At 44.7% G+C, this 25625-nt stretch carries 30 protein-coding genes; 17 read left to right on the forward strand and 13 right to left on the reverse strand.

All coding sequences use genetic code 11. The annotated features are described in order from the left end of the window. Positions 1-4: 4 nt before the first annotated feature. The 3 genes from AS006_RS09020 to AS006_RS09030 are packed head-to-tail and all read right to left on the reverse strand — an operon-like array spanning position 5 to position 2348. A complete protein-coding gene (locus tag AS006_RS09020) occupies positions 5-991 on the reverse strand; it encodes a carboxypeptidase-like regulatory domain-containing protein (RefSeq protein ID WP_101514012.1) in 987 nt (328 codons plus the stop codon). A gap of 12 nt (positions 992-1003) precedes the next feature. Beyond that, complete coding sequence (locus AS006_RS09025) at positions 1004-1999, reverse strand: hypothetical protein (RefSeq protein WP_158241078.1); 996 nt, start codon at positions 1997-1999, stop codon at positions 1004-1006. Further along, on the reverse strand, positions 1992-2348 hold the full coding sequence (locus AS006_RS09030; RefSeq protein WP_145997385.1) for a hypothetical protein: 357 nt from the start codon (positions 2346-2348) through the stop codon (positions 1992-1994). Before AS006_RS09030 ends, AS006_RS09025 begins: the two co-directional genes overlap by 8 nt. A 99-nt stretch (positions 2349-2447) precedes the next feature. Between AS006_RS09030 and AS006_RS09035 the strand changes: the two genes are divergently transcribed. Both AS006_RS09035 and AS006_RS09040 read left to right on the forward strand, forming a co-directional pair. Further along, positions 2448-2648 carry a hypothetical protein gene (locus AS006_RS09035; RefSeq protein ID WP_101514015.1) on the forward strand — a complete coding sequence of 67 codons (201 nt, stop codon included), beginning with the start codon at positions 2448-2450 and terminating at the stop codon, positions 2646-2648. Further along, entirely contained in the window at positions 2649-3626 is a 978-nt protein-coding gene (locus AS006_RS09040) for a hypothetical protein (protein ID WP_101514016.1), read from the forward strand. It abuts the gene before it with no gap. A gap of 160 nt (positions 3627-3786) precedes the next feature. On the opposite strand, the gene AS006_RS09045 is transcribed toward AS006_RS09040, so the two are convergent. Both AS006_RS09045 and AS006_RS09050 read right to left on the reverse strand, forming a co-directional pair. Continuing rightward, positions 3787-4089, reverse strand: coding sequence for a hypothetical protein (locus tag AS006_RS09045; protein ID WP_233185710.1), 303 nt, complete (start codon positions 4087-4089; stop codon positions 3787-3789). Between the two features lie 147 nt (positions 4090-4236). After that, the gene (locus AS006_RS09050; protein ID WP_101514018.1) at positions 4237-6540 is read right to left on the reverse strand and encodes an ATP-binding protein; all 2304 of its coding nucleotides are present in this window, start codon (positions 6538-6540) and stop codon (positions 4237-4239) included. A gap of 207 nt (positions 6541-6747) precedes the next feature. Between AS006_RS09050 and AS006_RS09055 the strand changes: the two genes are divergently transcribed. The 5 genes from AS006_RS09055 (at position 6748) to AS006_RS09075 (ending at position 11606) form a co-directional block, all read left to right on the forward strand. Continuing rightward, the gene (locus AS006_RS09055) at positions 6748-8157 is read left to right on the forward strand and encodes a recombinase family protein (protein WP_101514019.1); all 1410 of its coding nucleotides are present in this window, start codon (positions 6748-6750) and stop codon (positions 8155-8157) included. A gap of 535 nt (positions 8158-8692) precedes the next feature. Beyond that, complete coding sequence (locus tag AS006_RS09685; RefSeq protein WP_233185711.1) at positions 8693-9295, forward strand: hypothetical protein; 603 nt, start codon at positions 8693-8695, stop codon at positions 9293-9295. A 158-nt stretch (positions 9296-9453) separates the two neighbouring features. Next, complete coding sequence (locus tag AS006_RS09065) at positions 9454-10227, forward strand: endoglucanase (protein ID WP_233185712.1); 774 nt, start codon at positions 9454-9456, stop codon at positions 10225-10227. Further along, positions 10224-11048 carry an endoglucanase gene (locus AS006_RS09070; protein WP_101514021.1) on the forward strand — a complete coding sequence of 275 codons (825 nt, stop codon included), beginning with the start codon at positions 10224-10226 and terminating at the stop codon, positions 11046-11048. Before AS006_RS09065 ends, AS006_RS09070 begins: the two co-directional genes overlap by 4 nt. Before the next feature lie 120 nt (positions 11049-11168). Next, complete coding sequence (locus AS006_RS09075; RefSeq protein WP_101514022.1) at positions 11169-11606, forward strand: ferritin family protein; 438 nt, start codon at positions 11169-11171, stop codon at positions 11604-11606. Here the strand turns inward: AS006_RS09075 and AS006_RS09080 are convergent. After that, positions 11568-11990 (reverse strand): RrF2 family transcriptional regulator, encoded by a 423-nt coding sequence (locus AS006_RS09080; RefSeq protein WP_101514023.1) that lies wholly within the window; start codon positions 11988-11990, stop codon positions 11568-11570. The two genes, AS006_RS09075 and AS006_RS09080, sit on opposite strands and share 39 nt — an antisense overlap. A gap of 24 nt (positions 11991-12014) precedes the next feature. Here AS006_RS09080 and menA point away from each other — a divergent pair, with 24 nt between their 5' ends. From menA to AS006_RS09130, 10 genes are all read left to right on the forward strand, one after another. Then, complete coding sequence (menA, locus tag AS006_RS09085) at positions 12015-12887, forward strand: 1,4-dihydroxy-2-naphthoate octaprenyltransferase (RefSeq protein ID WP_233185713.1); 873 nt, start codon at positions 12015-12017, stop codon at positions 12885-12887. Positions 12888-12892: 5 nt separating this feature from the next. Then, entirely contained in the window at positions 12893-13507 is a 615-nt protein-coding gene (locus tag AS006_RS09090; protein WP_101514025.1) for a CPBP family intramembrane glutamic endopeptidase, read from the forward strand. 105 nt (positions 13508-13612) lie between these two features. Beyond that, positions 13613-14470 carry an electron transfer flavoprotein subunit beta/FixA family protein gene (locus tag AS006_RS09095; RefSeq protein WP_101514026.1) on the forward strand — a complete coding sequence of 286 codons (858 nt, stop codon included), beginning with the start codon at positions 13613-13615 and terminating at the stop codon, positions 14468-14470. Then, positions 14463-15479, forward strand: coding sequence for an electron transfer flavoprotein subunit alpha/FixB family protein (locus AS006_RS09100; RefSeq protein WP_101514027.1), 1017 nt, complete (start codon positions 14463-14465; stop codon positions 15477-15479). The genes AS006_RS09095 and AS006_RS09100 overlap by 8 nt, the downstream gene beginning before the upstream one ends. Then, positions 15476-16792 (forward strand): NAD(P)/FAD-dependent oxidoreductase, encoded by a 1317-nt coding sequence (locus AS006_RS09105; RefSeq protein WP_101514028.1) that lies wholly within the window; start codon positions 15476-15478, stop codon positions 16790-16792. The genes AS006_RS09100 and AS006_RS09105 overlap by 4 nt, the downstream gene beginning before the upstream one ends. Before the next feature lie 6 nt (positions 16793-16798). Beyond that, a complete protein-coding gene (locus AS006_RS09110; RefSeq protein WP_101514029.1) occupies positions 16799-17077 on the forward strand; it encodes a ferredoxin family protein in 279 nt (92 codons plus the stop codon). Positions 17078-17086: 9 nt separating this feature from the next. Continuing rightward, positions 17087-17428 (forward strand): hypothetical protein, encoded by a 342-nt coding sequence (locus tag AS006_RS09115; protein WP_101514030.1) that lies wholly within the window; start codon positions 17087-17089, stop codon positions 17426-17428. Further along, positions 17394-18293, forward strand: a complete 900-nt coding sequence (locus tag AS006_RS09120) for a polyprenyl synthetase family protein (RefSeq protein WP_101514031.1) — start codon at positions 17394-17396, stop codon at positions 18291-18293. Before AS006_RS09115 ends, AS006_RS09120 begins: the two co-directional genes overlap by 35 nt. A 12-nt stretch (positions 18294-18305) precedes the next feature. Beyond that, on the forward strand, positions 18306-18890 hold the full coding sequence (locus AS006_RS09125; protein ID WP_101514032.1) for a DUF981 family protein: 585 nt from the start codon (positions 18306-18308) through the stop codon (positions 18888-18890). Between the two features lie 73 nt (positions 18891-18963). Next, positions 18964-20289 carry a radical SAM protein gene (locus AS006_RS09130; RefSeq protein ID WP_101514033.1) on the forward strand — a complete coding sequence of 442 codons (1326 nt, stop codon included), beginning with the start codon at positions 18964-18966 and terminating at the stop codon, positions 20287-20289. Here AS006_RS09130 and AS006_RS09135 read toward each other — a convergent pair. The 7 genes from AS006_RS09135 to AS006_RS09165 are packed head-to-tail and all read right to left on the reverse strand — an operon-like array spanning position 20277 to position 25600. Then, positions 20277-20546: a rod-binding protein gene (locus AS006_RS09135; protein WP_101514034.1), complete on the reverse strand. Its 270-nt coding sequence runs from the start codon at positions 20544-20546 to the stop codon at positions 20277-20279. The two genes, AS006_RS09130 and AS006_RS09135, sit on opposite strands and share 13 nt — an antisense overlap. A gap of 9 nt (positions 20547-20555) precedes the next feature. After that, positions 20556-21548, reverse strand: a complete 993-nt coding sequence (locus AS006_RS09140; RefSeq protein ID WP_101514035.1) for a flagellar basal body P-ring protein FlgI — start codon at positions 21546-21548, stop codon at positions 20556-20558. Between the two features lie 11 nt (positions 21549-21559). After that, entirely contained in the window at positions 21560-22162 is a 603-nt protein-coding gene (locus tag AS006_RS09145; RefSeq protein ID WP_101514036.1) for a flagellar basal body L-ring protein FlgH, read from the reverse strand. After that, positions 22159-23025, reverse strand: coding sequence for a flagellar basal body P-ring formation chaperone FlgA (flgA, locus tag AS006_RS09150; RefSeq protein WP_101514037.1), 867 nt, complete (start codon positions 23023-23025; stop codon positions 22159-22161). The genes AS006_RS09145 and flgA overlap by 4 nt, the downstream gene beginning before the upstream one ends. 6 nt (positions 23026-23031) lie before the next feature. Then, positions 23032-23817 carry a flagellar basal-body rod protein FlgG gene (flgG, locus tag AS006_RS09155; RefSeq protein ID WP_038067586.1) on the reverse strand — a complete coding sequence of 262 codons (786 nt, stop codon included), beginning with the start codon at positions 23815-23817 and terminating at the stop codon, positions 23032-23034. Positions 23818-23834: 17 nt separating this feature from the next. Continuing rightward, positions 23835-24584, reverse strand: a complete 750-nt coding sequence (locus AS006_RS09160; protein ID WP_101514038.1) for a flagellar hook-basal body protein — start codon at positions 24582-24584, stop codon at positions 23835-23837. A gap of 5 nt (positions 24585-24589) precedes the next feature. After that, complete coding sequence (locus AS006_RS09165; protein WP_101514039.1) at positions 24590-25600, reverse strand: rod shape-determining protein; 1011 nt, start codon at positions 25598-25600, stop codon at positions 24590-24592. Between the last annotated feature and the right edge of the window lie 25 nt (positions 25601-25625).

Raw genomic sequence — 25625 nt, forward strand, 5'->3', positions numbered from 1 at the left:
CGGATCACCTCGCCTGTAAGACGAAGTCGAAGGTGTAAGTATTGTTCTCCACGCCGTCGAAGTTGAGGCTGGATGTTATGTATCCCTGTGCTGATGCCCTTATGGTGAGGTCTCCTGCCGGAAGGCCAGACAGAGTATAATTTCCGTTTGCGTCCGTTGTGGTGCTTCCCATCATGTATCTCCCCGCGTAAACAGCGACGATTGCCCCTTCTATGGGGTTACCCTGTGCGTCCTTCACGGTTCCCTGTAAAGCAACATTCTGGTCAATCCAAGGTGTTCTTATGTCCTCAACGATCGTGCTGAGTAGATCGTTTTTGTAATATATCCCGTCTGTCGGATTACCACTGGCACCATACAAAGCCATGAGTTCGTATGGAACAAAACCGGGTTCTTTCACGATGAGCCTGTAGCGGTAGCTCAAAGACCCCGCCATCCATACATCGGCGTTTTCGAACAGGTTGTAATCTCCTCTGACAAGCCTTATCGAATCGTAGGGGAATGTGCCAACGAAAACAGAGCTCATGCTTTTCTTTGGAAGGCCGTCTTCACGTGTGGAAAAGCGGGGAACATAGAAGTATACATCAACCATCGTGCCAGGTGTTATGGAAAAGTTTGCGTAGTCTGAAAGGGAAATGGTCTCGTATGTTCCGGCGGGGATCGTTATCGTGACTGTTTTGGACCTGTTTACCTGTATGTCTCTTTCCCACACGAGGGTTTGAACGTCTCCTTCGTACACTTTGACATTGATTGTGGTATTTTCAGGGATACAGGTGAGTGTGAACCTTCCATCTTTTGTGAATGTGTAGGTATTACTTCCTATGACTATCGTGTATGTAGAAGGATCACCGAGTGGGAACACCTGAAGCTTTAACGTGAGAGTTTTTCCTGGAGAGCTCGTGTAATTGTCCGTGACAGGGTAGCTGAAAGCAAGTGCCATCACAACACCCAACACCACAAGAGCCACCACGAGAACCTTCCTCAACCTTTCCATCTGTCCACCTCCTCAAAATTCGATGGTCGCACCGAAGGACATGAAAGCCGTTTTGTCCTTCAGCCCACCTGTGATAGTGAAACTGCCGTACGGGAGAGAAAACTCCTTACTGATTAGAGCCTTGTCGAATTCGAAGTCTCCGTTGTAGGATGCTCCGACTTCAAAGCCAAACCCGAAAATTTCACCATTATAGGACGTTTTCACCTCCTTCTGAGTGATAGAAACACTGGCGCCGTACCCGCTGAGCCGTACTGTGTAGTCTTCTTCCTTGAAATCACAAGAAAATCTCACGCCTTTCAGATTGCCCGAAAACCCACCTGAAAATCCCAGGGATATCTCAGAACCCACTGAGAAGGAAAAACCCCCCTTAACGCTCAACCAGTCAAGCAATTTCCATTCGACCTGAATACTGTTGAACGTGAGGGAAAGCCCAAGCCCCATGTCGTAGAAAGCAAGTTGCATCTGTGAGAAGGTATCAGTTGTTCTGAGCTTTACTCCGAAATCTCCCTGATCTATCCCGATGTAGATCGAGCGGGAAAATTCAACACCTTCATCTGTTTCACGAATCCCAAGGGAAGCGGATGTATTCAGGAGGGTAGATTGAGGGGGAGCTTCTTCTTCCTCTTCCATTGGAAAAAACACACTTGGTTCTTCTGTTATGTCCATGCTTGCACCAAGTTGAAAGCCAAACGCATATCCCTGCTGTGAATCGAAGTAACCGCCGAACTGGAAAGAGCCTGTGTTGATGACAAAGCCTGTTATATCCGTTTCGAAGTCGTAAGCCTTCATTAAAGAGACGGTCCCTACCCTCGCCAGTATTCCTGTGCCACCTGCCGAGACTGTCCCCACGTTCAAATTAACGTCTCCCACTGAGACATAGAACCTGTCTATCATGAAGTCAACGGTTCCTGTAACGTTTTGCCCGTCCCAGTCAAGCCAGATGCTCATTAAATCCACAGAGAAAACGCACGTGGAGATGATAAGAAGGAAGGGAATGAGTTTATTCACCACGTATCACAACGCTTTTTGTCTTTTTTGTTCCTGCAACCGTGCATGTTACGACTATGTAGACCTCTTTTCCTGCAACTATCTCTCCCTTTCCGAGTTTTCCAGAGAAAGAAAGGGGAGTTATCTGCCCATCAGAAGCTATGTAGCCTTCTGGGGAAGAAACGCCTTCTTCTGTGTCTATCAGGACAAAAAAGGTGACAGTTGAAGAAGGAGTGAAAGACTCTGGACGAACAACAAGGGAGAAATCAGACAGGGTTCCAGGAAGCTTGTAAGAGCAGGCAGAAAGAAGGATGGTACCCACAACGGCAAGAGTTATAACCCCATACCAGTAGCCCTGTATGATACACACCCCCTATATATAGTATCTACAGATGTAAAGATACCATATATTGTGCCGGAATGTCAAATATGAAATGAAATATAATAGAGGCGAGAAGGAGGGATTAATTTGAGGAGAAGGGAAGACGTTATTAAGATCATTTTCGATACTGATTTGGAAAAACTGATTAGAGAAAAAATGGGGATAGAAAATCCCAAAGATTCCGAATATAAATGTAGTGTATGCAATCGAAGAATTACTTTTGCAGAGATAGGAGGGATCAAATTTCATGGAGGAAAACTTAAAATAATCTGTGAGAGGTGTTTGTAAATGATATGGTATATATTATTTTCTGTTTTGGTTAGCTTGGCATCTGGCCTAATATCAAGAAATTTGGAGGAGATTCTTTTTTTTATTTCGAACTTGCTCATCAAACTTTTCCCAACCTCCCAAGGTACAAACAAGTTCTTTTTTGAAAAATCTCTTCAAAAAGCAATGAAAGAAATTAGGAAAGAAGCTTTTGTTGGAACTTACAATAAGGTCAAGATTGAGGTTATAAATGGTGCCGAACCAGATTTGGATGTTATAAACGACACTTTGATTCTACGTATTCCTCAGCAAAACAAACCTTCTGAAAATGTCAAAAAAATTCTAAAAACATACTGTAAAGATCTTCTTTTGGGAAGAGTTCAAGATTATTTGGAAGAAGTTCAGAAAGACAGTGTCATCGATTTTTCTTCAAGGGAGCTGAGCAAAACGGTGAAGATACAAAAAGTGGTGGATGATTTGGAAAATGAAATAGTACGTAAAGAAAACAAAAATCCAACGTACAGGGAATATATCAATAAGTATTATCAGATCAGAAAAAGTGGTTTATTTTTCACTATATTTTTACCTGAGATTAGATCTTTGGGAAACATCATTACTTATGAGACCGTGAACCACGTTTCAGACGAATATGAAAATTTACTGAAATTCCTCTACGAAATAGCAACCAAAGAACGTGGAGAAGAAGTTCGTCTACAGTTTTTAGGAAAAATATCTAGAGTAGCTGTGATACTAGTAGCTCGTGAGACAACATGGGAAATGTATGGAACACATGCTTATTTGAAACGAGCAAAAGAATTAATAGAAAAAAAAGGTTTCGAAACGATTTACATAATTGCAGCAGGAGACAAGGTAAATCTAGCTAGCAAGGTAACAAGAGAACTAAAACGCATTCTACCGCTCAAAAGTCATCCAAAGAAGGATATCAAAATAGGAGCAAATAAACTGATAAGGATTTATAAATTGGATGTTGACTTATAACCGACAGTACTATAGCCAGTTTTAAAACAGTCCAACGTCCTGATTCGTCAGGTTTATCGTGAATACTACTATGTTCCGCAGTAATGGGATATAAAAATTATGACATCACTCACTTTGAAAATAAGGTTGCTTCTGGAAAAAGCCGGGCATGTGCCCGGCTTCATTCAACGTACAGCAATATAGAACGGTCAGTTCTTTTCTGTTTGACAAGAGGCAAGAAGAGACGAACAAGTTCTTCTTCCGTTTCTCTGTCAATGGTAACACCGTTTGCAACACGAAACACCATAAACCACGTTCTGAGGCCTTCTTCTCCACCTTCCAAAACGTTGTAGAAAGGTGAATCCGTTCCCGGGATGTGTCCTCTGATGGTTGTGTTGAGCTTTGAGAGTTCCTCAAACGTTCCTTCCTTTGCTACAAAAGAGTACTCCCTGCCGTCTGTTCCTTTCACAGTTTTTTTGATCACCAAAATCACCTCCTCCATATATTAAAGTCCGTTCGAGGAGATAACGATTATGAAACGATTATGAGAAAATTTCTCCTGTATATAGTCAAAACAAAATAAAAAGGGGCATTACGCCCCTTTTATGCCTTGATGCTCTGTTAAAAGAATTTATCTGAAGAATTCTTTCAGCTTTTCATACAAGTTCTTAAGACTCGATTCAAGTTGTTTTGGAGAAGCCGTTATGATCCTGTGCGAGCCTTCAATTTCTTCTTCGTTGTTGTCTTTCTCAACCACAGTGATCACTCTATGAGTTAGGCTATTTTTCTCCAAAGTTTCTTTCAATTCCTTTAGTTTATCCTCATTGTTAGAGATGAACAGGATTTGCCGAGAATAATCAGATTTGCGAATCACAATAGATGATCGATATTCAGGTAGTTCCTGTTTGATCTTCATTGCAGAACCAGCGAACAAATTCGGATCCGCACTTGGACTGGAATTTGGTACCAAATTTAGGTGAGAAAATAGGTCCAAAACAGCCTTTGAAACAATATTTATGATTATTTTCGACGAAGGATTTTTCAATCCATTTATGTTATTTGTAATCTGAAGCGTGTATTGTTCTATATTTTCCCTTTCGATGTTGATAATATTTTCCTTTATTTTTAGAAGAGCTTCGAAACCCTGGACAGCACTGTATCCCCATTTTTTCAAGAGCATACTAACCTCATCAAGATTTTCGAAAAACTCCTCTATTGTTATTTTCTTTTCTCCATTAACGACTCTGAAAGCATTCACCAAAGCGAGCAGGTAGTTTACCCATTGTTCAAGAGATTCTATAAACCTCTTTTCGTATTCTGTATAGTCTTCGAATTTGTCAGGTGGATCTTTAGAGATTTGTCCAACGTACTTGTATTTTCTTATTGTCACCTCTTGCCCTTTTATTTTAAGCTTTTTAGTACCTTGTGGGAGAACTGTCAAAGCTTCATATCTGTAGAGGAAATGGTGAAAATCTCTTATTAAACTATCTGTCAATTGTTCTCCTTCTGGATCTTCAAATTCTGCATCACTGAACGAGTTAATAATCTTATGAGCTTCCTGAAAGATTGACCTCATTAATTCCTCGTTTTCGTTCCAATTTGAGTACTTTGTAGACATGTATCTACCTTCAAACAATACAGTGATATACTTGTGTAGTCTTGCTTTTTGAAGATATTCACCTGATAATTCTGATTCACTTATTTCTATTACTGGTTTTCCATCCTCCTGAAATGAAGAGATTCTATTTCTTATCTCTCGCTTGAGATCGAAGAAATCATTTTGAGCGTCAAAACACACCGCTCTCTTGAAGATCTCTATATCATCTTTCTCTAAATTTTCAGTTCTTTCTATTATCTCATCAATGAAGCTGCTCAAGTCATTGTATAAAGGTCTGGACAGATAGTATTTGGTTGTAAAGTATGTATATTCTTTTGATCTGAAGCTTTGATTAGTATTAGTCCCCAAATTGTATAACTCTTCCCCACCAATAAATATGAACAGGGCATCTGATTGAGTAAATAGGTGTTTGAAGTATTTCAAAGACTCCGAAACTTGTCCTGTTTCGAGCTTGTCCAGTTCATCTATCACATAGATCAATTTCCATTTCTTTTCTGAAAAAATTTGGTGGATTTTTTCAAGATCAAATTCCAAGTTGCTTATCTTATCATCATATTGGTACAACTCTTTGGTCTCGATAGATCTTTCTTTTGCTTGCTTTCTTTTTCGGTGCTTTCTCCAAACAAGAGATATATAGAAAGGAATGGGAAAAGTAGAAAGTGCACCGAAAAGTCTCCCGACTGTAGAATCACTTAGTAGAATTAGAAGAAGTCCAATAGTCCAGAAAGTGAGAAAGATCATATACCTGTCATCGAATAGAAATTCTTTTCCCTCTTCCTCTTCTTCCTCCTCGAGTTTTCTATATCCATCGGTTAAAGCCTCCGTAAGTTTAAATTCCTTAGCAACTGCTTTTTTATAGAGTTTTTCTATTTCTTCTTTAATTTCTTCTAGGTTTTTGCCATCCTCATTATCTCCATTGCTCTTTTTGTTCTTGTTTTCTATTAAAGTACTTACAGCTGCATAAAGCCTTCGAATCAAATTCTCAATAATGTTCCTGGGATTTATAGTATCTTTATCACTTTCTGCTTCCAACTGAGCAGCGTTCATTATAACAGGTATTATCATCATATCATTGTTTTTCTTCCTTGCTCTCTTCATTGCCTCTGATAAAGCCTTATAAACAAGCGCTGTTTTCCCCACACCTCTGTGACCGCAGATGAGAATTGCTCCACTGTTTTTATGGAGAATATCGTTAATCAAAAACTTAAGTTCTTTTTCCCTTCCTACGACGTATCCTCTTAGTTCTAATTCATCCCCATTCCTAAATAAACTTGGTAGTATATCCCAATTCTCTTTGAGGATTATCCTTTTACCCATCGTTCTCAACCTCTTTATGACTGTAAGAAGATTTCTTTTTGAATATTGTATCACTTTAGAGTGACTTTATGAATTTCTAACTTCTCACATAATCTATTGTTTTGATGGAATACAAATCAAGAGTTCACTTGATGAGAATCACCTCATTAAGTTTGTACTCTGCGAATTCATTTTGATGGTTTGCTATAGTCAATAAGGGGTGATACTGTGAAAAAAGTCGCCATTTACGCGAGGGTATCAACGGAGCATCAGACGAGTTCGTCACTGGAGACACAGATCAAAGCATGTAAAGAGTACTGTGCACGTCATGGGTGGATTGTTGCAGACGTATATCAAGAAAGGGATTCTGGAGGTAAGGTGGAACGGCAGGAGTTTCAGAAGATGATCGCAAAAGCACTAAACGGAGCATACGACGTGATAGTTGTAGAAAAGTTCGACAGGTTCTTTCGAGACGACATTGAGGACAGAAGATACACGAGGATGCTCGAAGAAAAAGGCGTTCTCGTTGTCTCTGCCCTCGAGGGAATAGACACCACATCCGCTTCAGGAAAGCTATTACGCTGGATTCTCTCTGATATTAATTGGTTTCAACGCGAATATATGAAAGAAGAACAAATGAGAAAGACAAAGGAAGCAGCAAGGCAGGGGTATTGGCTTGGTGGAATACCGCCCCTAGGGTACAAAGTGGTTGAGGTGAGAGATGGCGAAAGAAAAAGGAAGAAACTGGAGATCGATCCAGAAACGGTTCCTGTGGTGCAACGTATCTTCGAGCTGTTTGCTGACGGGTATTCCTACAGAAGCATTGTGAAGATCATGAACAAGGAGTTTCCCTTTCGACAATGGAAAGAGTCGACAATCTACGACATCGTTCACAATCCCAAGTACCTAGGCATCTATACATGGAACGTACCCCGGCGAAAACTTGTAAAAACAGAAGCGGGAGTCGTGGCAGAAGGAGTTATTCCACCGATTATCACAGGACAACTTGCCGAAAAAGTAAAAGAGCGACTTTCAAGGAAAAAAGCATCTATATACGTGAAGAAACACACGTGGCTTCTGAGTGGTGTCATCTATTGTGGTTTGTGCGGAAATCGCATGGAGGGTTGTTCTCATCCACGAGTGCCCACGTACAGATGCAGACATGGAGAGCACGAAGAGAGCGTTCAAATCTCAAAACAATATGTAGAAACCTATGTGATCACGTACATCAAACGCTTTCTTGACGGACTCGATATAGAAGAGGTCTATCGGCATTTTGTTGAGTATTACAGCATCCAATTGCTTGCAAACGAAGAAGCACAGAGACATTTCAGGGAACAACTTGAGGAGATAGAACGGAAGGAAAAAAGACTGGTAGAGGCTATTATGGCGGGAATAGATCTTGAAACGTTGAGGGAAGAGGCAGAAAGGTTGAAGAAGGAAAAGGAAGAAATACAAAAAAAGATACAAGAAGCAAGCAAGCCGCCTTCGTTTGAAGAAGTAAAAAGGCTGTACGAATCACTGAAAGTAAAACTTAACAACACAGCAGACGAGGAACTCTTGCGAAATGTTATCAAGCAACTGGTGAAAGAAGTAAAAGTGTTTCCAGGTCGTGTTGTTTTCGTGGATTTGCGATGATACCAAAAACCGTACATCAGTGGCGTCCCCGTGGGGCTACCAGGACTACAACAGACCTCTGACATGCTTGAGGGCTACCAACATGGTAGCCCTTTTTTGTTTTTCATACACCATCCAATAAATAGAGGAAAGTGCGCTCGATATTTTAAACTTTTGAAGAAAAATCGGCGCTCCTTAAACAGTGAGTGTTGTTGTTTTCTTTGCCTCACTACTGGAGATCACTTAGAGCTTTCTTTTCATCACTTCGTTGAGAACGTCTTTTTCTGCATGAGCCTTTATTCATACTAGAAAGAGTGTAGTGTGTTTCTCGAGCTCGAATTCTTCTCTATATTCTATATAAAGTTGACAAATTTCGAAAATTTGTAGTATAGGCTAAAAGCACTCGTGCCTGATTACGATCACCCTCCTTGTATGAAAACCACTCCTTCCTGAGAAGTTCAAAAGTTCGCCCTCAGATTAACATTCTGCTCCCTCAAGAAGCTTTTTATTCTCTGAATTTAAAAATTTTACTTTATAAAGTATGGGAGGGATGATTATGGGAAAGAAAATGTGTCTTCTGGTTTGTCTGGTTTTTTTGTCAGCGCTCTTGCTTGTAAGCTGTGCTGCTGGGATCTTTCAAGGAACCACTGACACTCTTACAGAAAAAGCAAACGGTCTCATAGAAAAACTTAAAGCAGCTATAGGAAGCATAACTTCACTTGATATACCAACTCCTGAGAGCTCCCCGGTTGAATACAAAGAATGGACGCAAGGCTTTCTGGAAGGTGCTTCTTCCATGATCTATATTCCACCGGATGATTTTAATCAGATCGTGGGAGATGAAAAATTACGATATATTTTCTGTGCCTTTGTACTCAGCTTTTTTAAACCGGCAACGGTCACATCGATAGAGATTAAGGATGTAACAGAATATCCAGACACGAAATACGTTCCCTTCATTCTCAGTGACAAACCCAACTTTGTCGAAAATACGTACTTCTTATCTTTGAAATGTACAACCCAGGATGGAACAGAAACAGCTGTTCAGTGGCCGATGATTTCTGTTGGAGGAGATTTTTATTTCTTCTCGATCGACATAAAAGAGACAGGCCAGGGAACAGAAGTCAGGATATATCCAGAACCCTTCCTACCATTGTGATCAATGCACCGTTCATGCCATATCTGCCATAGTTTGTTGAAAAAGGCATATTTTTTGTAATATTTCTGGACATTCTGTGTTCTTCTCGTATAATCTTTGTTTTTTACCTTTTGAATGTAAACATTTTCATAATACACTGTTTCCTGGAGGTGATAAACGTGGTGGAACTCACCGGGCCAGGAACAGTGGATTTTTTCTGGAACAATACACCGTTGTCCATGGAGTTGAATCTTTGGAACGTAGAAAGGTACAGGGGAACAGTATCGTTGAAGTTCGACGGAGAAAAGCTCACCTTCAATGGTGATATTGAGAATCTTTCTGCCAGAGAACCGGAAAGATACGTTCTCGGTTATCCTGAGTTTTACTACGGATACAAACCCTGGGAAAAACACATGGCAGAGGGAACAAAACTCCCGGTACCTGTGTTTTCTATTAAATCGTTTTCTGTAGGCCTTTCCTTTGAGATAGATCATAAATCTCATCTTCCATTGAACTTTGCCATGGAGACTTGGCTCACAAGAAAGAAATACCAGACGGAAGCTTCTATCGGAGATGTAGAGATCATGGTGTGGTTCTATTTTAACGAACTCACACCAGGTGGAAAGAAAGTAGGAGAATACACCATTTCGTTCGAGTTGAACGGTGAGAAAACCCGCTGCAGCTGGGAGCTCTGGCATGCAGAATGGAACTGGGATTATCTTGCTTTTCGGCTTAAAGATCCTGTGAGAAAAGGAAGAGTAAGATTCGACGTGAGAGATTTCCTCGACATTGCATGGGAGTATCTTTCAAGGTTCACCCGCGTGAAAAATTTTGATGAGCTGTATTTCACCGTCTGGGAGGTCGGTACCGAGTTTGGAAGTCCAGAAACAGAGAGTGCCAGGTTCGAATGGGTGTTCAAAGACTTTTCAATCGATATGGAGGTGAGAGAATGAGGTGGATTGTCTCTCTTTTAGTGATGGTTTCTGCTCTTTTCTTCTCATCTGAAGTTGTCCTCACAGACGTTGGTGCGACAGACATCACGTTCAACGGTTTTCCGGTGACCATGGAACTCAACTTCTGGAACGTCAAATCCTACGAAGGAGAGACATGGCTCAAGTTCGATGGAGAAAAAGTTCAGTTCTACGCAGACATCTACAACGTTGTTCTTCAAAACCCAGACAGCTGGGTTCACGGCTATCCAGAAATATACTACGGCTACAAACCATGGGCGGCGCACAACAGCGGAACAGAAGTTCTTCCTGTAAAGGTAAAAAATCTCCCTGACTTTTACGTAACCCTTGATTATTCAATCTGGTATGAAAACAACCTTCCGATCAACCTCGCAATGGAAACGTGGATCACAAGAAAGCCAGATCAGACATCAGTTTCCTCTGGAAACGTCGAGATCATGGTATGGTTCTACAACAACATCTTGATGCCAGGTGGGCAGAAAGTAGACGAATTCACAACAACGATCGAGATAAACGGCTCTCCAGTGGAGACAAAGTGGGACGTCTACTTTGCACCGTGGAGCTGGGATTATCTTGCCTTCAGGCTCACAACTCCTATGAAAGATGGAAAGGTGAAGATCAATGTGAAAGATTTTGTAGAAAAAGCAGCAGAAATCATAGAGAAACACTCAACAAGAGTGGAAAACTTCGAAGAGATGTACTTCTGTGTCTGGGAGATAGGGACAGAGTTCGGTGATCCGAACACAACGAAAGCAAAATTTGGATGGACCTTCAGGGATTTCTCCGTTGAAACTGCAGAATGACGCAGAAAACCACCTTGTGAAGAAGGCGGGGTCGTCCCGCCTTCTTCTTTTTGTAAATTTGTACTCAAGTAGTATAATATTCTATGCAGTCTGTGAAAATCAGAACAATGAGGTGATTCCATGAAGGTAAAAGACGTTTTGACGATGGCCATCAGACTGGAAGAAGAAGGTGAAAGGTTTTACAGGGAGCTTTCGGAACATTTCGATGGAGAGATAAAGAGAACTTTTCTTGAACTTGCAGATCAGGAAAGGGTTCACGCGGAGATCTTCAGAAATATGTCTGATCAGGATTTATGGGATGAAGTGGATTCTTACCTTTCAGGATACGCCTTCTACGAGATTTTTCCAAGCATTGATGAAATCCTGAAAAGAAAAGATCTTACCCTGAAAGAGATTCTGGAGATCGCCATATCTGTTGAAAAAGACAGCATAATCCTCTACTACGAACTCAAAGATGGTCTTATGGACTCCGACGAACAGAAAACAGTGAAGAAGATCATCGAGCAAGAAAAGGAGCATTTAAGGAAGCTTCTCGCACTGAAACGCGAAGGATCCTGAAGCGATATCTCTCAACGTGATACTTGAAAACAGTTCCTTCAAATTATCTGACAGCCAGCTCCAGAAGTACTTTGCCCTGCAGTACTTATAATTCTCACATCGATCACTGCAGTCCACAATAACAAGGTCTTTTTCAAAAGCCTTGATGATATCTAGAAACGAAATCTCATCCGCAGACCTTGCAAGCACAAAACCACCGTTTTTCCCTTTGATGGAAGAGACAAGGCCGGATCTTTTGAGATAGTGAAGGACTTTCAGGGTGAAACTTCTGGTGATGTGCTCTTTTTCGGCGAGCTCTGAAGAAGACATTGGCCTGTTTTCCAGAGACAGTCTCATAAGGAGCCTGAGAGCGTATCGAATATGTTTCTGACACTTTCCAAACACTGGAAACACCTCCGGGAGGGATTAGTGTTGAAGTACCTTATAGCTATGAGGCCTTTTTCCTTCGTTGCAAGTACCTTTCCTGTCACCACTGGAGCCATGTTGGCAGAAGATTTCTCCCTGACCAGATACATTCTATCACTGATTGCTGCTGTTTTGCTTCATGCTGGTGTCAACACCACGAATGACTATTTTGATTACAAAAAAGGTGTTGATACAAAAGATTCTCTTGGCTCGAGTGGACTTCTTGTATCGGGAAAGATCACCCTGAAAGAAGAACTTCTTCTGAGTGTTCTGTGTTACGTTGCGAGTGTGATTCTGGGAATTTTTCTCATAAAGATGTCTGGACCTGCTCTTTTGTGGATCGGACTTGTCGGGCTGGTTCTTGGTTATGCTTACACGGGCCATCCCTTCTATTTGAAATACAGAGCTCTTGGTATGTTCCTTGTGTTCATCCTCATGGGACCTCTGATGGTTCTTGGGGCGTACTACGTTCAAACTGGAAGGTTCTCAGTTGAAGCGTTTCTGATCTCCATTCCGGTGGGGATTGCCACCGATCTGATACTTCTTGCAAACGAAATCAGAGATTCCGAATATGACAGAAGAAGCGGTATCAAAACGCTTCCCATTCTTATCAGTGATCTTGCATCTTCTTATCTTTATGCTGTTCTGGTCGGAATCATATACGTTTTCATCTTTATCCTGGTCATCACGAACGTTCTAAAACCCATTGCTCTTGTCAGTCTGGTGGCTCTTTCCCTGTACATCGGTGTAATAAGACAGTTGTTTCAGAAATCCACCGGAAAAAAGAGTGCCAGAAAAATCGCCGGTGTCGACAAAATGAGTGCACTGGCAGAGATGATACTCTTTGTTTCCATGATTCTGGGACTCGTGGGGTGAGAGAAATGAGAAGAATACCGCTTCCTGGTTTCTTTCTTGTTTTGACAGGGCTTTTTGCAGGATGGTACGTTGTTTTCCAGACGGATGTTCTAGATTTCTGGTGGAGGATGTTTTTGACAACGTTGGTTTTCTCCCTTGTTGTGATTCTTCTTGGCGGAAAGAGAAACGTGGTGCCCAACCGGTACGAGCCACCATTGATAATCTACTCTGCCCTGATCGCATACCTTGTCTTCGTGATTGGTTATTTGATCTCACTTTTGATTCCGGCTTTTCACAACGATGTTGTCAGCGTCTACGAACTCTCGACAGGACAGAGTGTTGTGAAAGTGACGATCCTTCTTCTGTTCATTGCCTTCTTTGAGGAGATCATATGGCGAGGTTTCATAGCGGAGTTTCTCCTTCAAAAGATGGACGTTTTGCCTGCTGTTTTGATTTCTTCAATTCTATACAGTATAGTTCACGTTTTCACCGGAAATATTGCTCTTATAGTTGGAGCGTTTGTTCTTGGATTGATTCTTTCGTTTCTATACGTGGTCACTGGAAAAGTGAGTACACCCGCTTTTTCTCACGCTCTGTGGAGTCTTCTCATATTCGTTCTTCTTCCTCTGAGAGGAGGATGATACCGTGAAAACTCTGAGACTCGTTGTTGAGTTTCCTTTAGCATTTTTGATCCTTCTTTATGTTGGTTTTGATGTCTGGAGAAGGTACCTGAGGAGGCGGGAAAGATGAACGTAGTTGTCTGTATCAAACAGGTTCCCGACACAACGAACGTCAGGATCGACAGAAAGACGAACAACCTCGTGAGGGAAGGAGTGCCCTCCATAATTAACCCGGACGACGAAAGGGCTCTTGAATTTGCTTCGCAATTGAAAGAAAGATTTGGAGCAACGGTCTACGTGATAACGATGGGGCCACCGCAGGCAAAGGAAGCTCTGAAAGATGCCATTGCCTTTGGTCTGGATGAGGCGGTTCATTTGAGTGACAGAGCGTTCGCAGGAGCAGACACGCTCGCTACAACCTACACCCTCTACTGGGGAATAAAGAAGATAGAGGAAAAGATAGGAAAGATAGATCTCATTTTGACGGGAAAACAGGCGGTGGATGGTGATACTGGGCAAGTTGGCCCTGGTCTTGCCACGAGGTTTGGATACACCCTTGGTGCCTACGTTGTTCGAATAGAAGAACTCGATCCAGAGAAAAGAGAGATGGTGATTGTCAGAAGACTGGACCGCGGTTTTGAAAAGATTCGCTTGAAAATGCCAGCAGTTCTCACAATAACGGACGAGCTGAACAAACCAAGGTACGCGGATCTTCCGAATCTCATCAGAGCGATCAGGTACGAACCCATCGTTTGGACCCACAAAGATCTGGGACTCGATCCCAAAAAATGTGGTTTTTTCGGATCTCCCACAAGAGTTGTGAGTACGAACATCCCTCCTGCAAGAAAGGGTGGGGATATCATATCGAAGAACGAAGATCCTGAGGTGGCAGCGGAAAAACTCATAGAGGCTCTGAAGAAGTTCGGGGCTGTTCGTCTTGTGGAGGCTTTGAGACCCATTCTGGAAGGTGAGAAAAATGAGTGAGAAGAAGCTGATTTTCGTTCTGATCGAACACCACGACGGTAGAGCTCATCCTGTCTCCTGGGAGCTCATTGGAAAGGCAAGAGAGCTTGCCTCAAAACTGGAGAACTCGGAAGTGTGGGGAGTTCTACTTGGAGAGGGACTGGAAAATGTAGCAAAAGAGACAATACATCGGGGAGCAGACAAAGTTCTCTACGTGAAGAACAGAGAGTTCAACACGTACGTGAACTATCTCTACAAGAGAGCCCTCGTGGACATGGTGAGAAAGTACAAGCCCGAGATATTCCTGATAGGTGCAACTCTTGAGGGAAGAGAACTTGCCGGAATGGTGGCAACCGAGCTGGAGACCGGACTGACTGCCGACTGTACAGGACTCGATATAATACCCGATAAAAAGCTCCTCGCCATGACGAGACCCACCTTCGGTGGGAACCTCATGGCGACCATCATGTGTCCAGATCACCGGCCCCAGATGGCAACGGTGAGGCCCGGAGTGATGAGGGAGCTTCCTCCAGATCCCGAAAGAACAGGAGAGATCATCGAGGAAGAATACGACCTTGGAACCTATGAAAAGTTGATCGAGATCCTGGAGACGATACCGCTTCAAACTCAGGTGAATCTCGAGTACGCTCCCGTCGTGGTTGCCGGTGGAAAGGGAGTGGGAGGGCCGGAAGGCTTCAAGAAATTGAAGGAACTTGCAGATCTTCTTGGAGGGGAGGTAGGGGCATCCAGGGCTGCTGTGAAGGCTGGCTGGATCTCTCCAGAGTACCAAGTTGGTCAGACCGGAAAAACCGTAAGACCAGTCATCTACTTTGCGTGCGGTATCTCTGGTGCGATCCAGCACGTTGTGGGAATAAAGGAGTCTGAAATCATCGTTGCCATCAACATCGATGAAAACGCACCGATATTCGACATAGCCGACATAGGTATAGTTGGAGATCTTCACAAGGTAGTTCCTGCGATCACATCGAAGCTCAGAGACCTTTTGAACAGAAGCGGGGTGAGAAGATGAAGATAGAATTCGACGTGGTCGTAATCGGGGCAGGACCGTCTGGCCTTTCCTGTGCGTACGTTCTTGCAAGAAACGGGCTCAAGGTTGCCGTGGTGGAAAAGGGAGAATATCCCGGCTCCAAGAACGTGATGGGAGGAGTCCTTTACGTTCATCCATTGAAAGAGTTAATGCCCGATTTCTTAGAGAGAGTCTCCAGTTCGAAGGCCCTGGAGAGAAACGTCATAGAACAGAATCTATGGGTCCTCGGAAAAGATGGTGTTGTGAAAATCGGTCACAGAAACGCTGAGTGGAAAGAAAAGCCAAACGCCTTCACCGTCTTGAGGGCAAATTTCGATAGATGGTTCGCTCAGGAAGTGGAGAAAGCGGGGGCTCTGATCATACCGAAAACCAAGGTAGAGGATTTCCTCAGGAACGAAAAAGGAGAGATAGTGGGTGTTGTGACTTCAAGACCTAAAGGAGAGATACACAGCAAGGCGGTTGTGATCGCTGAAGGTGTGAACCCCATTCTCACGATGAAGGCAGGTCTCAGAAAAGAAGACCTGAAACCTCACATGGTGGCCGTTGCCGTGAAAGAAGTGATCAGTGTTCCTGAAGACGTCGTGAACAGGATGTTCGGTGTTGAAGGAAACGATGGAGCAACGATAGAACTTCTTGGAAGCTGGTCTGAGGGAATGTTCGGAATGGGATTTCTCTACGCCAACAGGTCTTCTGTATCTCTGGGGTGTGGTGTCCTTCTCGAAGACCTCAGAAAGAAGAAGATAAAGCCGTATCAACTCCTGGAAAATCTGAAGAACCATCCCGTCATCTCCGACATGCTTGGAGAGTACAAAAACAACACCATGGAGTACCTGGCACATCTGATCCCTGAAGGTGGATACTACGCCATGCCGAAGGTGTATGGAGACAGGGTACTCGTGTGTGGAGACGCAGCGATGCTTGTGAACTCGATACACCGTGAAGGGTCGAACCACGCGATCACATCGGGAAGACTCGCTGCCGAAACACTCCTTGAGGCCTTTGAAAAGGGTGATCTCTCCGAGAAGACCCTGAAGAATTACTACCTCAGGTTGAAGGAATCTTTCATACTGAAGGATCTGGAAAAGTACAAGGACCTCATGCCCACAATGGAGAAAAATCACCAGTTCGTTGAAGTCTATCCTGATCTTGCAAACGATGCTTTGAAGAGATTCCTACAGGTCGATGGAACGCCGAAATGGGATGTTCAGAAGCAGATCGCTGATATGGTTCTCTCCAGGAGGAGCCTGCTTGGGATCTCCCTGGACCTTCTCAGATTCTGGAAGGCTGTGAGGTGATGTGTCGTGAGGATCGAGGATAAACTCTACCTGAACAGATACAGAACGGACGAGGAAAATCCCCATTTGAAGATAAAAGACGAAAGCGTCTGCGCAAAAAAGTGTGCTGATCGGCCGTGTATAAGTTGCTGCCCTGCGGACGTGTACGAGTGGACGGAAAAAGGAATGGAAGTGAAGTTCGAGGGGTGTCTTGAGTGCGGTACCTGCAGGGTGGTCTGCCCATTTGGGAATATAGAATGGGAGTATCCGAGGGGGAACTACGGGATACTATACAAATTCGGGTGAGGTGGTTTTATGTATGTGAGGATAGACAGGAAGAAACTTCCCTGCGTGGAAACTGAAGGAACTGTTCTCTGCACCACCTGCGGAAACAGTTATCAGATAGAGCCAAGGCAGAAACTGCATTCCATAATCGTCACGACGTGTCCACACTGTGGCCATCAGAACATAAACGTTGTGACCAACAGCATAAGGTTCATAGAAGAGGTCATCTCAAAGATAGAAAGACTCAGGCAGGATCTTCTCGAACTCAAGAGATCCCTCGAGATAGAGATGCAGCAGAACGGTTTTGTGGACAACTACCCGGAGGTGTTCAAAGCGGATGATGGAAAACAGCCTGAACCAAAACTCCTGTGAACTAGAAAGGGTCAGAGAACGCATTGTACAGATTCTTTCTGAGTTTTTTCCAGAGCAAATAATGAGGGACCTTCCGCTCTTTGGAAAGATGCTGAGGGTGAGACTTTCGATACTTTCTTTCAAAAACAGTGGAGTGGAGATCGACGAAGATGCGATATCGTCCCTTGCCGCACTGGAACTTGTTCACCTGGCATCACTCCTTCACGACGATGTGATCGATGGTGCTCGCTTTAGGAGGGGAAAAGAGACGATAAACTCCCTGTACGGTGACAGGGCGGCGGTGGCGGCGGGGGATCTGGTCCTCGTCAGTGCGTTCCAGACGGTTGAAGAACTGGAAAACGACACACTGAGAAGGTCGTTTTTGAACGTGATCAGAAAGATGTCGGAAGGGGAATTGCTCGAGCAACTGAAGAGACACACACCGATCACAAAAGAAGAGTACTTCCGCATAGTCGAGGGAAAAAGCGGTGCACTTTTTGGCCTTGCACTCCAGCTTCCTGCGTTGCTGAAAGGAGAATCAGGAGAAGAACTCTACAAACTCGGTGTTACCATCGGGACCATCTATCAGATGTTCGACGACATCATGGATTTTGCGGAAACAGAAAAGATCGGAAAAGACGGCCTCCTCGATCTCAAAAACGGTGTTGCTTCCTTTCCGCTGGTGACGGCGATGGAGAAGTTTCCAAAAGCCAGGGAGATGTTTGAAAACCGTGACTGGAACGGATTGATGTCGTTCATGAAAGAAAAGGAGATTCTGAAAGAGTGTGAAGAAAATCTGAGATCCCTTGTGAAGAAAGTGATGAAGGAAAATCCCTGGTTGAAGGACTTTGTGGAGGGAATCTTCAGTGTCAAAATCTTTTCATGAGGAGGTGTGGGTATGTTCGTTGATTACCTGACCGTGTTCATGGCAGACGTGGTTGCCGGGCTCGGTGTTCTCATCGCGTTTGTTCTCAAGGGTTTGAACGATTCCGAGAAGGCGAAACCCTTTGCTCCGGCTTTTGCAGCGGTTGGTCTTCTGGCGATCGCTACAGGGCTTCACATGGTTCTGACTTGGCCACTTCCCGGAAGTCACAACATTGCCTTCGGTGAACCGTTCCTTCTGTACGGATTTGTCTTTCTGGCGGCAGCCATAGCCGTTGCAAAGGGATGGGACCTCATGCCCACGACGATCTTTGCTTTGTTTGCGGGAATATACGCTATCATAGTCGGTGGCTCCATAATAGGATACGGAATGACAAGACATCCTGCCACCTCTGGACTCGGATTCATCGCGGCAGGTCTTGTCGGTGTTCTGAGTCCTGTAGTCTGGAAACTCAGGGAAAACAAAGTTATAAGATTCCTTGGTATCGTTCTTCTTGCTCTGACGCTTCTTCTGTGGTTCATCACCATGTACGGTTCTCTTACGGGACATATAAACCCGCAGGGAAGCTTTGGAAAGTGGACTCCGATTCCCATGAGATGATAGAGGGGAAAAACCAGAAGGAGGGGCTGAAGCCCCTCCTTTTTTGTAATAGAATAGCCCTGGGGGTGGTTGTATGAGAATTTTGCTCATAAACCCTTACAGTGGAGGGTACTATTACAGACTCGGAGCTGTTTACCCTCCCCTTGGCCTCATGTACATCTGCTCTTCTCTCAGGGAAAAGGAATACAGTGTGAACTTTGTGGACATGAACGTGGAGAGATTCGACTGGAAGAATTTCGATTTTGGTGAGTACGATGTGGTGGGAATATCCGTTGACACAGTGCGATTTCCTGTAGCAGAAAAGATCGCAAAGAAGGCAAAAGCCTGTGGTACTACGGTGGTGATGGGAGGGCCTCATGCAACGGCTTTTTACGAAACGATCCTTCGGCAAGGCCTGTGCGATTATGTTGTACTCGGAGAGGGAGAGAGGGCTTTTTCAGATCTTGTAGAAAGTATCGCAAACAAAGAAAAACACCCTCAAATACCCGGTGTCGCTTACGTGAGAGATGGAGATATCTTTGTGTTTCCTTCTCAGTTCATAGAGAATCTGGATGACTTACCCTTCCCTGACAGAGAAAAAGTGTATCTTTACAGGACGAAATTCGCAGGTGAGAGGGCAACGAGCCTGATCACCTCAAGAGGTTGTCCTTTCAACTGTGAGTTCTGCAGCGCCTCTCAGTTCATGGGAAGAAGAATCAGATGGAGAAGCGTTGAAAACGTGATCGATGAGCTGAAGATTTTGAAGAAGATGGGATATGGTTCTGTGATCTTCTTCGATGACAATTTCACGATAAATCCAAAGAGGGTTGTGAATCTATGCGAAGAGATGCTGAGAAAAGACCTTCGTTTCAGATGGTGGGCGTTTTCGAGAGCAGATGAACTCCTTGGACATGAAGATATGGTGGAGGCGATGTCGAAAGCAGGCTGTAAAATGCTGTTCATAGGCTTTGAGAGTGCAGACGACGAGGTGCTGGAGGAGTATGGGAAGAATCTGAAATCCGGTATAGCCTTCGATGTGGTGAAACTCTTGAAGAAATACAGGATAGACGTGTTTGCAAGTTTTGTGATTGGAGCGTTGAAAGACACGAAAAAGACCATAGAGAAAACGGTGAAATTTGCCAGGAAACTGAAAGCGTCCATCGTACAGTTCTCAATTCTCACGCCATATCCTGGAACAGCACTCTTTGAAAAACTGAAACATCTGATCGTGGAAAAAGACTGGAGAAAATTCGATGGGACCCATCTGGTGTTCAAGCACCCAAATTTCTCATCGAAGGAGTTGAAAAGACTTTTTATAAAAGCCTATTATGCTGCGTACACGTCTCCGAGGTTGATATTCAGACGGGGTATACCATTTTTGATTCGATTGCTTACACGTAGAGAGGCCTATTCTCTTTGAGGAAGACTGGAGAATGTTTTTCCACCAAGACTCTTCATCACCATTTCCGTAAGCGGGCTCTGTTTTGCGGCCTGCTCTGCGTATTCGTGTAGGAGCATCTCTTTGAACCACTTCTCTGCGCTTGTTTCAGGGATCAGATCGTACTTTGGAATGGAGTCGTACATTTCTTTGAACAGTTTATAAAACAACTCACTCACAAATTCCACACTGGCATCCCTCAGATTCTTTATACTGGTAGAAACTCCAAGAACGTACATTCTTTCACCTCACATGATGATGAGTTCACCGAGTATGTAGCCAGATCTGTGGAGCACCTGAAGAATGGCGATGATGTCCTGAGGGGTGGCACCCGCCGCTTTCAGTGCGTTGACCAGGTTGGCCACGGTTGCATCTTTGTCACCTATCTTTCCGGCTGACACACTTACCGTGAAGTTTCCGTACGTGATCACAAAGTCTGAGAGTTTCACGCCCCCTCCGAAGAGGACGGTGCCGGTCCTTTCGTTGACCACTATCTTTGCGGGAAGATCTGGCTGCACCTCTATCTCTTCAACGAGTGAGAGAAAGGTGATGAGATCATCCTGGAAGGCAACTGGAACGGTGAGTTTGATCGCCGAAGGATCCACGGCTTTTGCAAGATCCATCTCGAACTTTTCGTTTATCGCTCTTGCCACTCTTGCCGCCGTGGTGATATCCGGATTTCTCAGAAGTATTGTCACGCTGTCTCCTTCGAGCATGTCTGAAGGGATATCTCTTTCCACTATGGCACCTTCTGGGAGATAACCAACGACCTTGTATCTCTTCTGAAGACTTGCTGAAAGTTTCACATCCTCACCACCGAGAGTAACAGAGCCTTGAGCCACGGCGTAGACCTTTCCATCTGCTCCATAAAGCGGTGTCTGTATGAGGTATCCCCCGGCGAGAGATTTTGCATCGGCTATGGAGGCGACCACACAGTCTATCCTCATACCTTCCTTTGCGAAGGGAGGAATGTCTGCAAGAACCATCACAAGGGCGGTGTTTTTCGATCTCAGATCTTCTTCTGGAACCTGGACACCGAACTTTTTCATCATCTCAAGAAGGAGCGGAGAATTCACGTTTCCGGAATCTCCCGTTCCGTTGAGTCCAACGACAAGGCCGATTCCAAAGAGTTGGTTGTCACGCGCTCCCCTGAAAAACGCAATGTCCTTTATTCTCGTGGTGATCGAAAAGAGAGAACTGAGAATCACTAAAAGAAGAATGAGAAAAAGGGTTTTTCTCACTTTTCATCACCTCACGTGAACAGTTCTGCAAGGAATGAAAGTACTTTGTCGAAGAAGCTTTCCTTGCCGGGTTCCTCACTGAAAACCAGCTTTCCGTTCACCCATATTTCCGAGTCTGCCAGTTTGGAAGAATCCACCTCGTTTCCTATTTCTATGTCGTCCGGCCTCACCTTTCCCTTTATGATGATCTCCTGGTAGTCTTTGTCCACCTTTATCGTCTTTCTTCCTTCCACCACCAGATTTCCATAGGGATCGACATTGACGACCACGGCTGAAACCTTTGCCACCACCGAAGATTTCATCTCTCCTCCCCGTGTTGTCTGTGGTGAAGGGTTGTTGTTTATTGGTATGAAGTTGCTGAGGTTGAAGTTGGCGGCTGCACTCACCACGTTTCCAAGGATGCCCAGGAGGGTCTTCTGTATTTCAAGGCTTTCCCTTTCTGAGGACAGACTGTTGTTTTCCCGAATCACTATGGTGACTATGTCTCCAACTTTCGAAGCCTTTCGGATGGAAAGGAGATTTTTGTATTCCGACTCTCCCGAGGAGTTCCACATGGAGAAGGGAAAGATCGCTGCCGCTAGAAAGAGTAACAGCAGACACCACGCCTTCTTCATTCCGTCACCCCCAGTATTCTCAAAACGGGTCCTTTCTCAACTCTTCCGAAAACGTATTTTCTACTTTCGATGTTCATGGCCTTCACCGTCTCTCCAAGGTGTCCGTTTTCCAGTACCTCCACGAAGGTGGAGACCTTTATGCTACCAAGATCCACGTACGCCGGAACGATCTGCCCTTTTACCACATCGGGGGGATCTTCCAGCATATCCTTAGTGAGAACAGTACCGGATCTCAGGTATCTTTTTGACACCATGCCCACAACTTCTAAGAGGCTGTAGAACGGTTCGCCGTTGATTTCAAAGATGTCTCTTTCTTCCATGGTCACGAAGTCTTCCTTTATCACATCTCCCACGTTTATATTTCTTTTCAAGACCACCACATTCCTTTCCTTTTTGAGTACAACGTTCAGGGTCACGTAGGAACCGTCGGTGAATTTCAGAAAAACGTTGATCAGGTTCTTCGATATTCTGGTGACTCTAACAGAGGAAAGACCTAGGTCCTGTGGGAACTTTCCGAAGGTTTTCACAACAAACGCTTCGAAGTCTTTTACTCCTATTTTCTTTTCGATTTCTTCGTACACCACTTTTCTGATTTCGTCGGGACCCTTTACCGTTATCTTTATCTGGTCCGCTCCTGTGAATTCGTGCTCTGGAAATCTGATCTTCAGGAAACTTTTGGAGACGAAGTATTCAAAACCCGGAAGCAGGACCATCAGGTCTTTGTCTGTATCGACCTTTTCAAAGGTGAGGTCGTTCAGAGAAAGAACTCCTGGCGTGGCCAGGAGTGTTTCTTTCAGAGTGAAGGTTTCAGAGAAGAGGAAGGAGGAGAAAAGCACCATCAGTATTAGAAAACAAACTTTCATAACTCATCATCTCTTCACATTGGTGGCTGTTCTCAACATCTCATCGGCTGTCTGTATGACCCTCGAGTTGAACTCGTACGCTCTCTGTGCGGTGATCATGTCCACCATTTCCCTGACGACATCGACGTTGGATTTTTCCAGAAATCCCTGTTTAATGGCTCCAAAGCCGTCCTGACCCGGGACACCCTCTATCGGATCTCCGGATGCGGGTGTTGCGATGTAGAGGTTGTCTCCTATCGATTTCAGACCGGATGGGTTCACAAACCTCACGAGCGTGATCGTTCCGAGTTGCTGTATGGTACCATCCTGAAGTTCAGCCGAAACGATGCCGTCTGGAGAGACGTTTATCGAAACGGCGTTTTCTGGAATGGTTATCTCGGGTACCAGAAGGAGACCGTTCGAGGTGACTATTCTTCCTTCACTGTCCACTTTGAAGCTTCCGTCTCTTGTGTAGGCAATTCTGCCATCCTGAAGTTGAATCTGGAAGAAGCCGTCTCCGGCTATCGCCAGGTCGAGGGCGTTGCCAGTCTGCTCGAAGTTTCCAAGGGTGAATATCCGTGTTGTTGCCGCCGTTCTCACACCGTGTCCAACGTACAGCCCCGTTGGAAGGGTGGAAGTGGCGGCCGTTGGAGTTCCAGCGTTCTTCACGTACTGATAGAGGAGATCCTGGAATTCTGCCCTCACCTTTTTGTACCCTGTGGTGTCCACGTTGGCGAGGTTGTTCGCTATGGTATCGAGTTTGAATTGCTGTGCGGACATTCCTGTTGCGGCAGAGTAAAGTGATATCATCATACTCAGACACCTCCAGATCACTTCAGAGTAGCCAGGGAGTTGATGAGTTTTCCGTTCAGTTCATCGTTGACAAGGACCGCTCTTTGAGAGAGTTCGTAGTGTCTCATTGCAGAGATCATGTCCACCATCGCCTTCAGGGCGTTCACATTTGATTTTTCTACATAGCCCTGAAGAATCCTAAAATTTTCTGCAAAGGATGGATTTTCTCCGGTGAAGAGGGTGTTTCCGAACTTCTGAAGGTTCTCCACGGTGTACACACCGATTCTTGTTATCACGTTTCCGTTCTCGTCTCTCACATAACCTTCTCCGTCCACCGTGAAGCCATCGAAGTACTCTATTCTTTCACCGTTTTCATCCAGGAGGTATCCTCCGTAGTTTGTAACGATGTATCCATCGCGTCCCACCTCGAACTCTCCATTTCTGGTGAAGTACTCCTGGCCGTTGAATTCTATCCTGAAAAACCCCTCACCGTCTATGGCGAGGTGATACGGGACCTTTGTTTCTTCGAGAGGTCCCTGAGAGAGATCACTTCTCACCTCGTCCAGCACAACGGAGTACTCGAGGGGACCTATCGGAACCTTTTCTACCCTCTTTTCTATAGGATCTGGCTCCTGTCTGAAGATTTCTCTTCTCAGGTAGGCCCTGAAGGCTTCTCTGTCTTGTTTGTAGCCAGCCGTGTCGACGTTTGCTAGATCGTTGGCTATTCTGTCCAGTTTTGCCATATCGATCAGCATGCCCATGGATGCGTTGTAGATGCCCCTCGTCACGAAGATCACCTCGCAAACGTTTCACAGACCGTTTTCAACAACTTTTCATCCTCCAGGAGAATACCTGTTCCCCTCGCAACACACGTGATCGGATCTTCGGCCACGATTGTCTTGACGTGGATTTCATCGTAGATGGTTCTGTCGAAACCTCTGAGGAGGGCTCCGCCTCCGGTGAGGTGTATACCGTTGTTTATGATGTCGGCAGAAAGTTCTGGTGGTGTTCTTTCGAGGACATTCTTGATTTTTGTGAGAAGGGCCATGACGATGGGTTCGATGGCTTCTCTTACGTCCTCTGAGTTCACTCGATCTGTTCTTGGAAGCCCCGTTACCACATCACGTCCTTTTATCTCGACTTCGTAGTTCTCAAAGGCAGGATGTGTCTTTCCGATTCTCTTCTTTATATCTTCGGCGGTGGACTCCCCTATGACGAGGCCGTATTTTTTTCGAACGAACTTTACTATCGCTTCATCCATTGCATCCCCTGCCATTCTCACCGATTCTCCAACCACCGTGCCGCCAAGGCTGATCACGGCTATATCCGTGGTTCCACCACCTATATCCACCACCATGTTTCCTTCGGATGCCATGACATCTATTCCTGCACCTATTGCGGCTGCTATCGGTTCGGAAACGATGTGCACCCTTCGAGCCCCGGCGTTGAGACCCGCCTCAAAGACCGCCCTTTTTTCGACCTCGGTGATCTTTGTGGGAACCCCTATGATGAGAGAAGGCTTCATGAAACTGAACCTTCCGACTATGCGCTTTAGAAAACTTCGAATGATCGCTTCTATGGTTTTATAGTCTGCTATCACACCGTCTTTCATCGGCCGGATGGCCTTCAACCCCTCGGGGGTCTTTCCGAGCATCTTCTTCGCTTCCTCACCGATGGCGACGATCTCCCCTGTCTTCTCCGATATCGCCACAACGGAGGGTTCGTGCAAAACGATTCCTTCACCTCTTTTGTAAACGATGATGGATGCTGTTCCCAGGTCTATGCCGATGTCTCCCTTTGGCATATCGAAAACCTCCTCGTTTTGATTG

The sequence above is a fragment of the Thermotoga sp. SG1 genome (genome assembly GCF_002865985.1).
In the GTDB taxonomy this organism is placed as follows: domain Bacteria; phylum Thermotogota; class Thermotogae; order Thermotogales; family Thermotogaceae; genus Thermotoga.

Excerpts from the sequence above, each read along its gene's own strand:
- AS006_RS09165 (WP_101514039.1), bottom strand. The coding sequence starts at position 25,600 with ATGCCAAAGGGAGACATCGGCATAGACCTGGGAACAGCATCCATCATC.
- flgA (WP_101514037.1), bottom strand. The coding sequence starts at position 23,025 with ATGAAAGTTTGTTTTCTAATACTGATGGTGCTTTTCTCCTCCTTCCTC.
- AS006_RS09145 (WP_101514036.1), bottom strand. The coding sequence starts at position 22,162 with ATGAAGAAGGCGTGGTGTCTGCTGTTACTCTTTCTAGCGGCAGCGATC.
- AS006_RS09040 (WP_101514016.1), top strand. The coding sequence starts at position 2,649 with ATGATATGGTATATATTATTTTCTGTTTTGGTTAGCTTGGCATCTGGC.
- AS006_RS09100 (WP_101514027.1), top strand. The coding sequence starts at position 14,463 with ATGAGTGAGAAGAAGCTGATTTTCGTTCTGATCGAACACCACGACGGT.
- AS006_RS09685 (WP_233185711.1), top strand. The coding sequence starts at position 8,693 with ATGGGAAAGAAAATGTGTCTTCTGGTTTGTCTGGTTTTTTTGTCAGCG.
- AS006_RS09105 (WP_101514028.1), top strand. The coding sequence starts at position 15,476 with ATGAAGATAGAATTCGACGTGGTCGTAATCGGGGCAGGACCGTCTGGC.
- AS006_RS09020 (WP_101514012.1), bottom strand. The coding sequence starts at position 991 with ATGGAAAGGTTGAGGAAGGTTCTCGTGGTGGCTCTTGTGGTGTTGGGT.
- AS006_RS09130 (WP_101514033.1), top strand. The coding sequence starts at position 18,964 with ATGAGAATTTTGCTCATAAACCCTTACAGTGGAGGGTACTATTACAGA.
- AS006_RS09075 (WP_101514022.1), top strand. The coding sequence starts at position 11,169 with ATGAAGGTAAAAGACGTTTTGACGATGGCCATCAGACTGGAAGAAGAA.
- AS006_RS09050 (WP_101514018.1), bottom strand. The coding sequence starts at position 6,540 with ATGGGTAAAAGGATAATCCTCAAAGAGAATTGGGATATACTACCAAGT.
- AS006_RS09070 (WP_101514021.1), top strand. The coding sequence starts at position 10,224 with ATGAGGTGGATTGTCTCTCTTTTAGTGATGGTTTCTGCTCTTTTCTTC.
- AS006_RS09090 (WP_101514025.1), top strand. The coding sequence starts at position 12,893 with ATGAGAAGAATACCGCTTCCTGGTTTCTTTCTTGTTTTGACAGGGCTT.
- AS006_RS09120 (WP_101514031.1), top strand. The coding sequence starts at position 17,394 with ATGATGGAAAACAGCCTGAACCAAAACTCCTGTGAACTAGAAAGGGTC.
- flgG (WP_038067586.1), bottom strand. The coding sequence starts at position 23,817 with ATGATGATATCACTTTACTCTGCCGCAACAGGAATGTCCGCACAGCAA.
- AS006_RS09115 (WP_101514030.1), top strand. The coding sequence starts at position 17,087 with ATGTATGTGAGGATAGACAGGAAGAAACTTCCCTGCGTGGAAACTGAA.
- AS006_RS09125 (WP_101514032.1), top strand. The coding sequence starts at position 18,306 with ATGTTCGTTGATTACCTGACCGTGTTCATGGCAGACGTGGTTGCCGGG.
- AS006_RS09135 (WP_101514034.1), bottom strand. The coding sequence starts at position 20,546 with ATGTACGTTCTTGGAGTTTCTACCAGTATAAAGAATCTGAGGGATGCC.
- AS006_RS09095 (WP_101514026.1), top strand. The coding sequence starts at position 13,613 with ATGAACGTAGTTGTCTGTATCAAACAGGTTCCCGACACAACGAACGTC.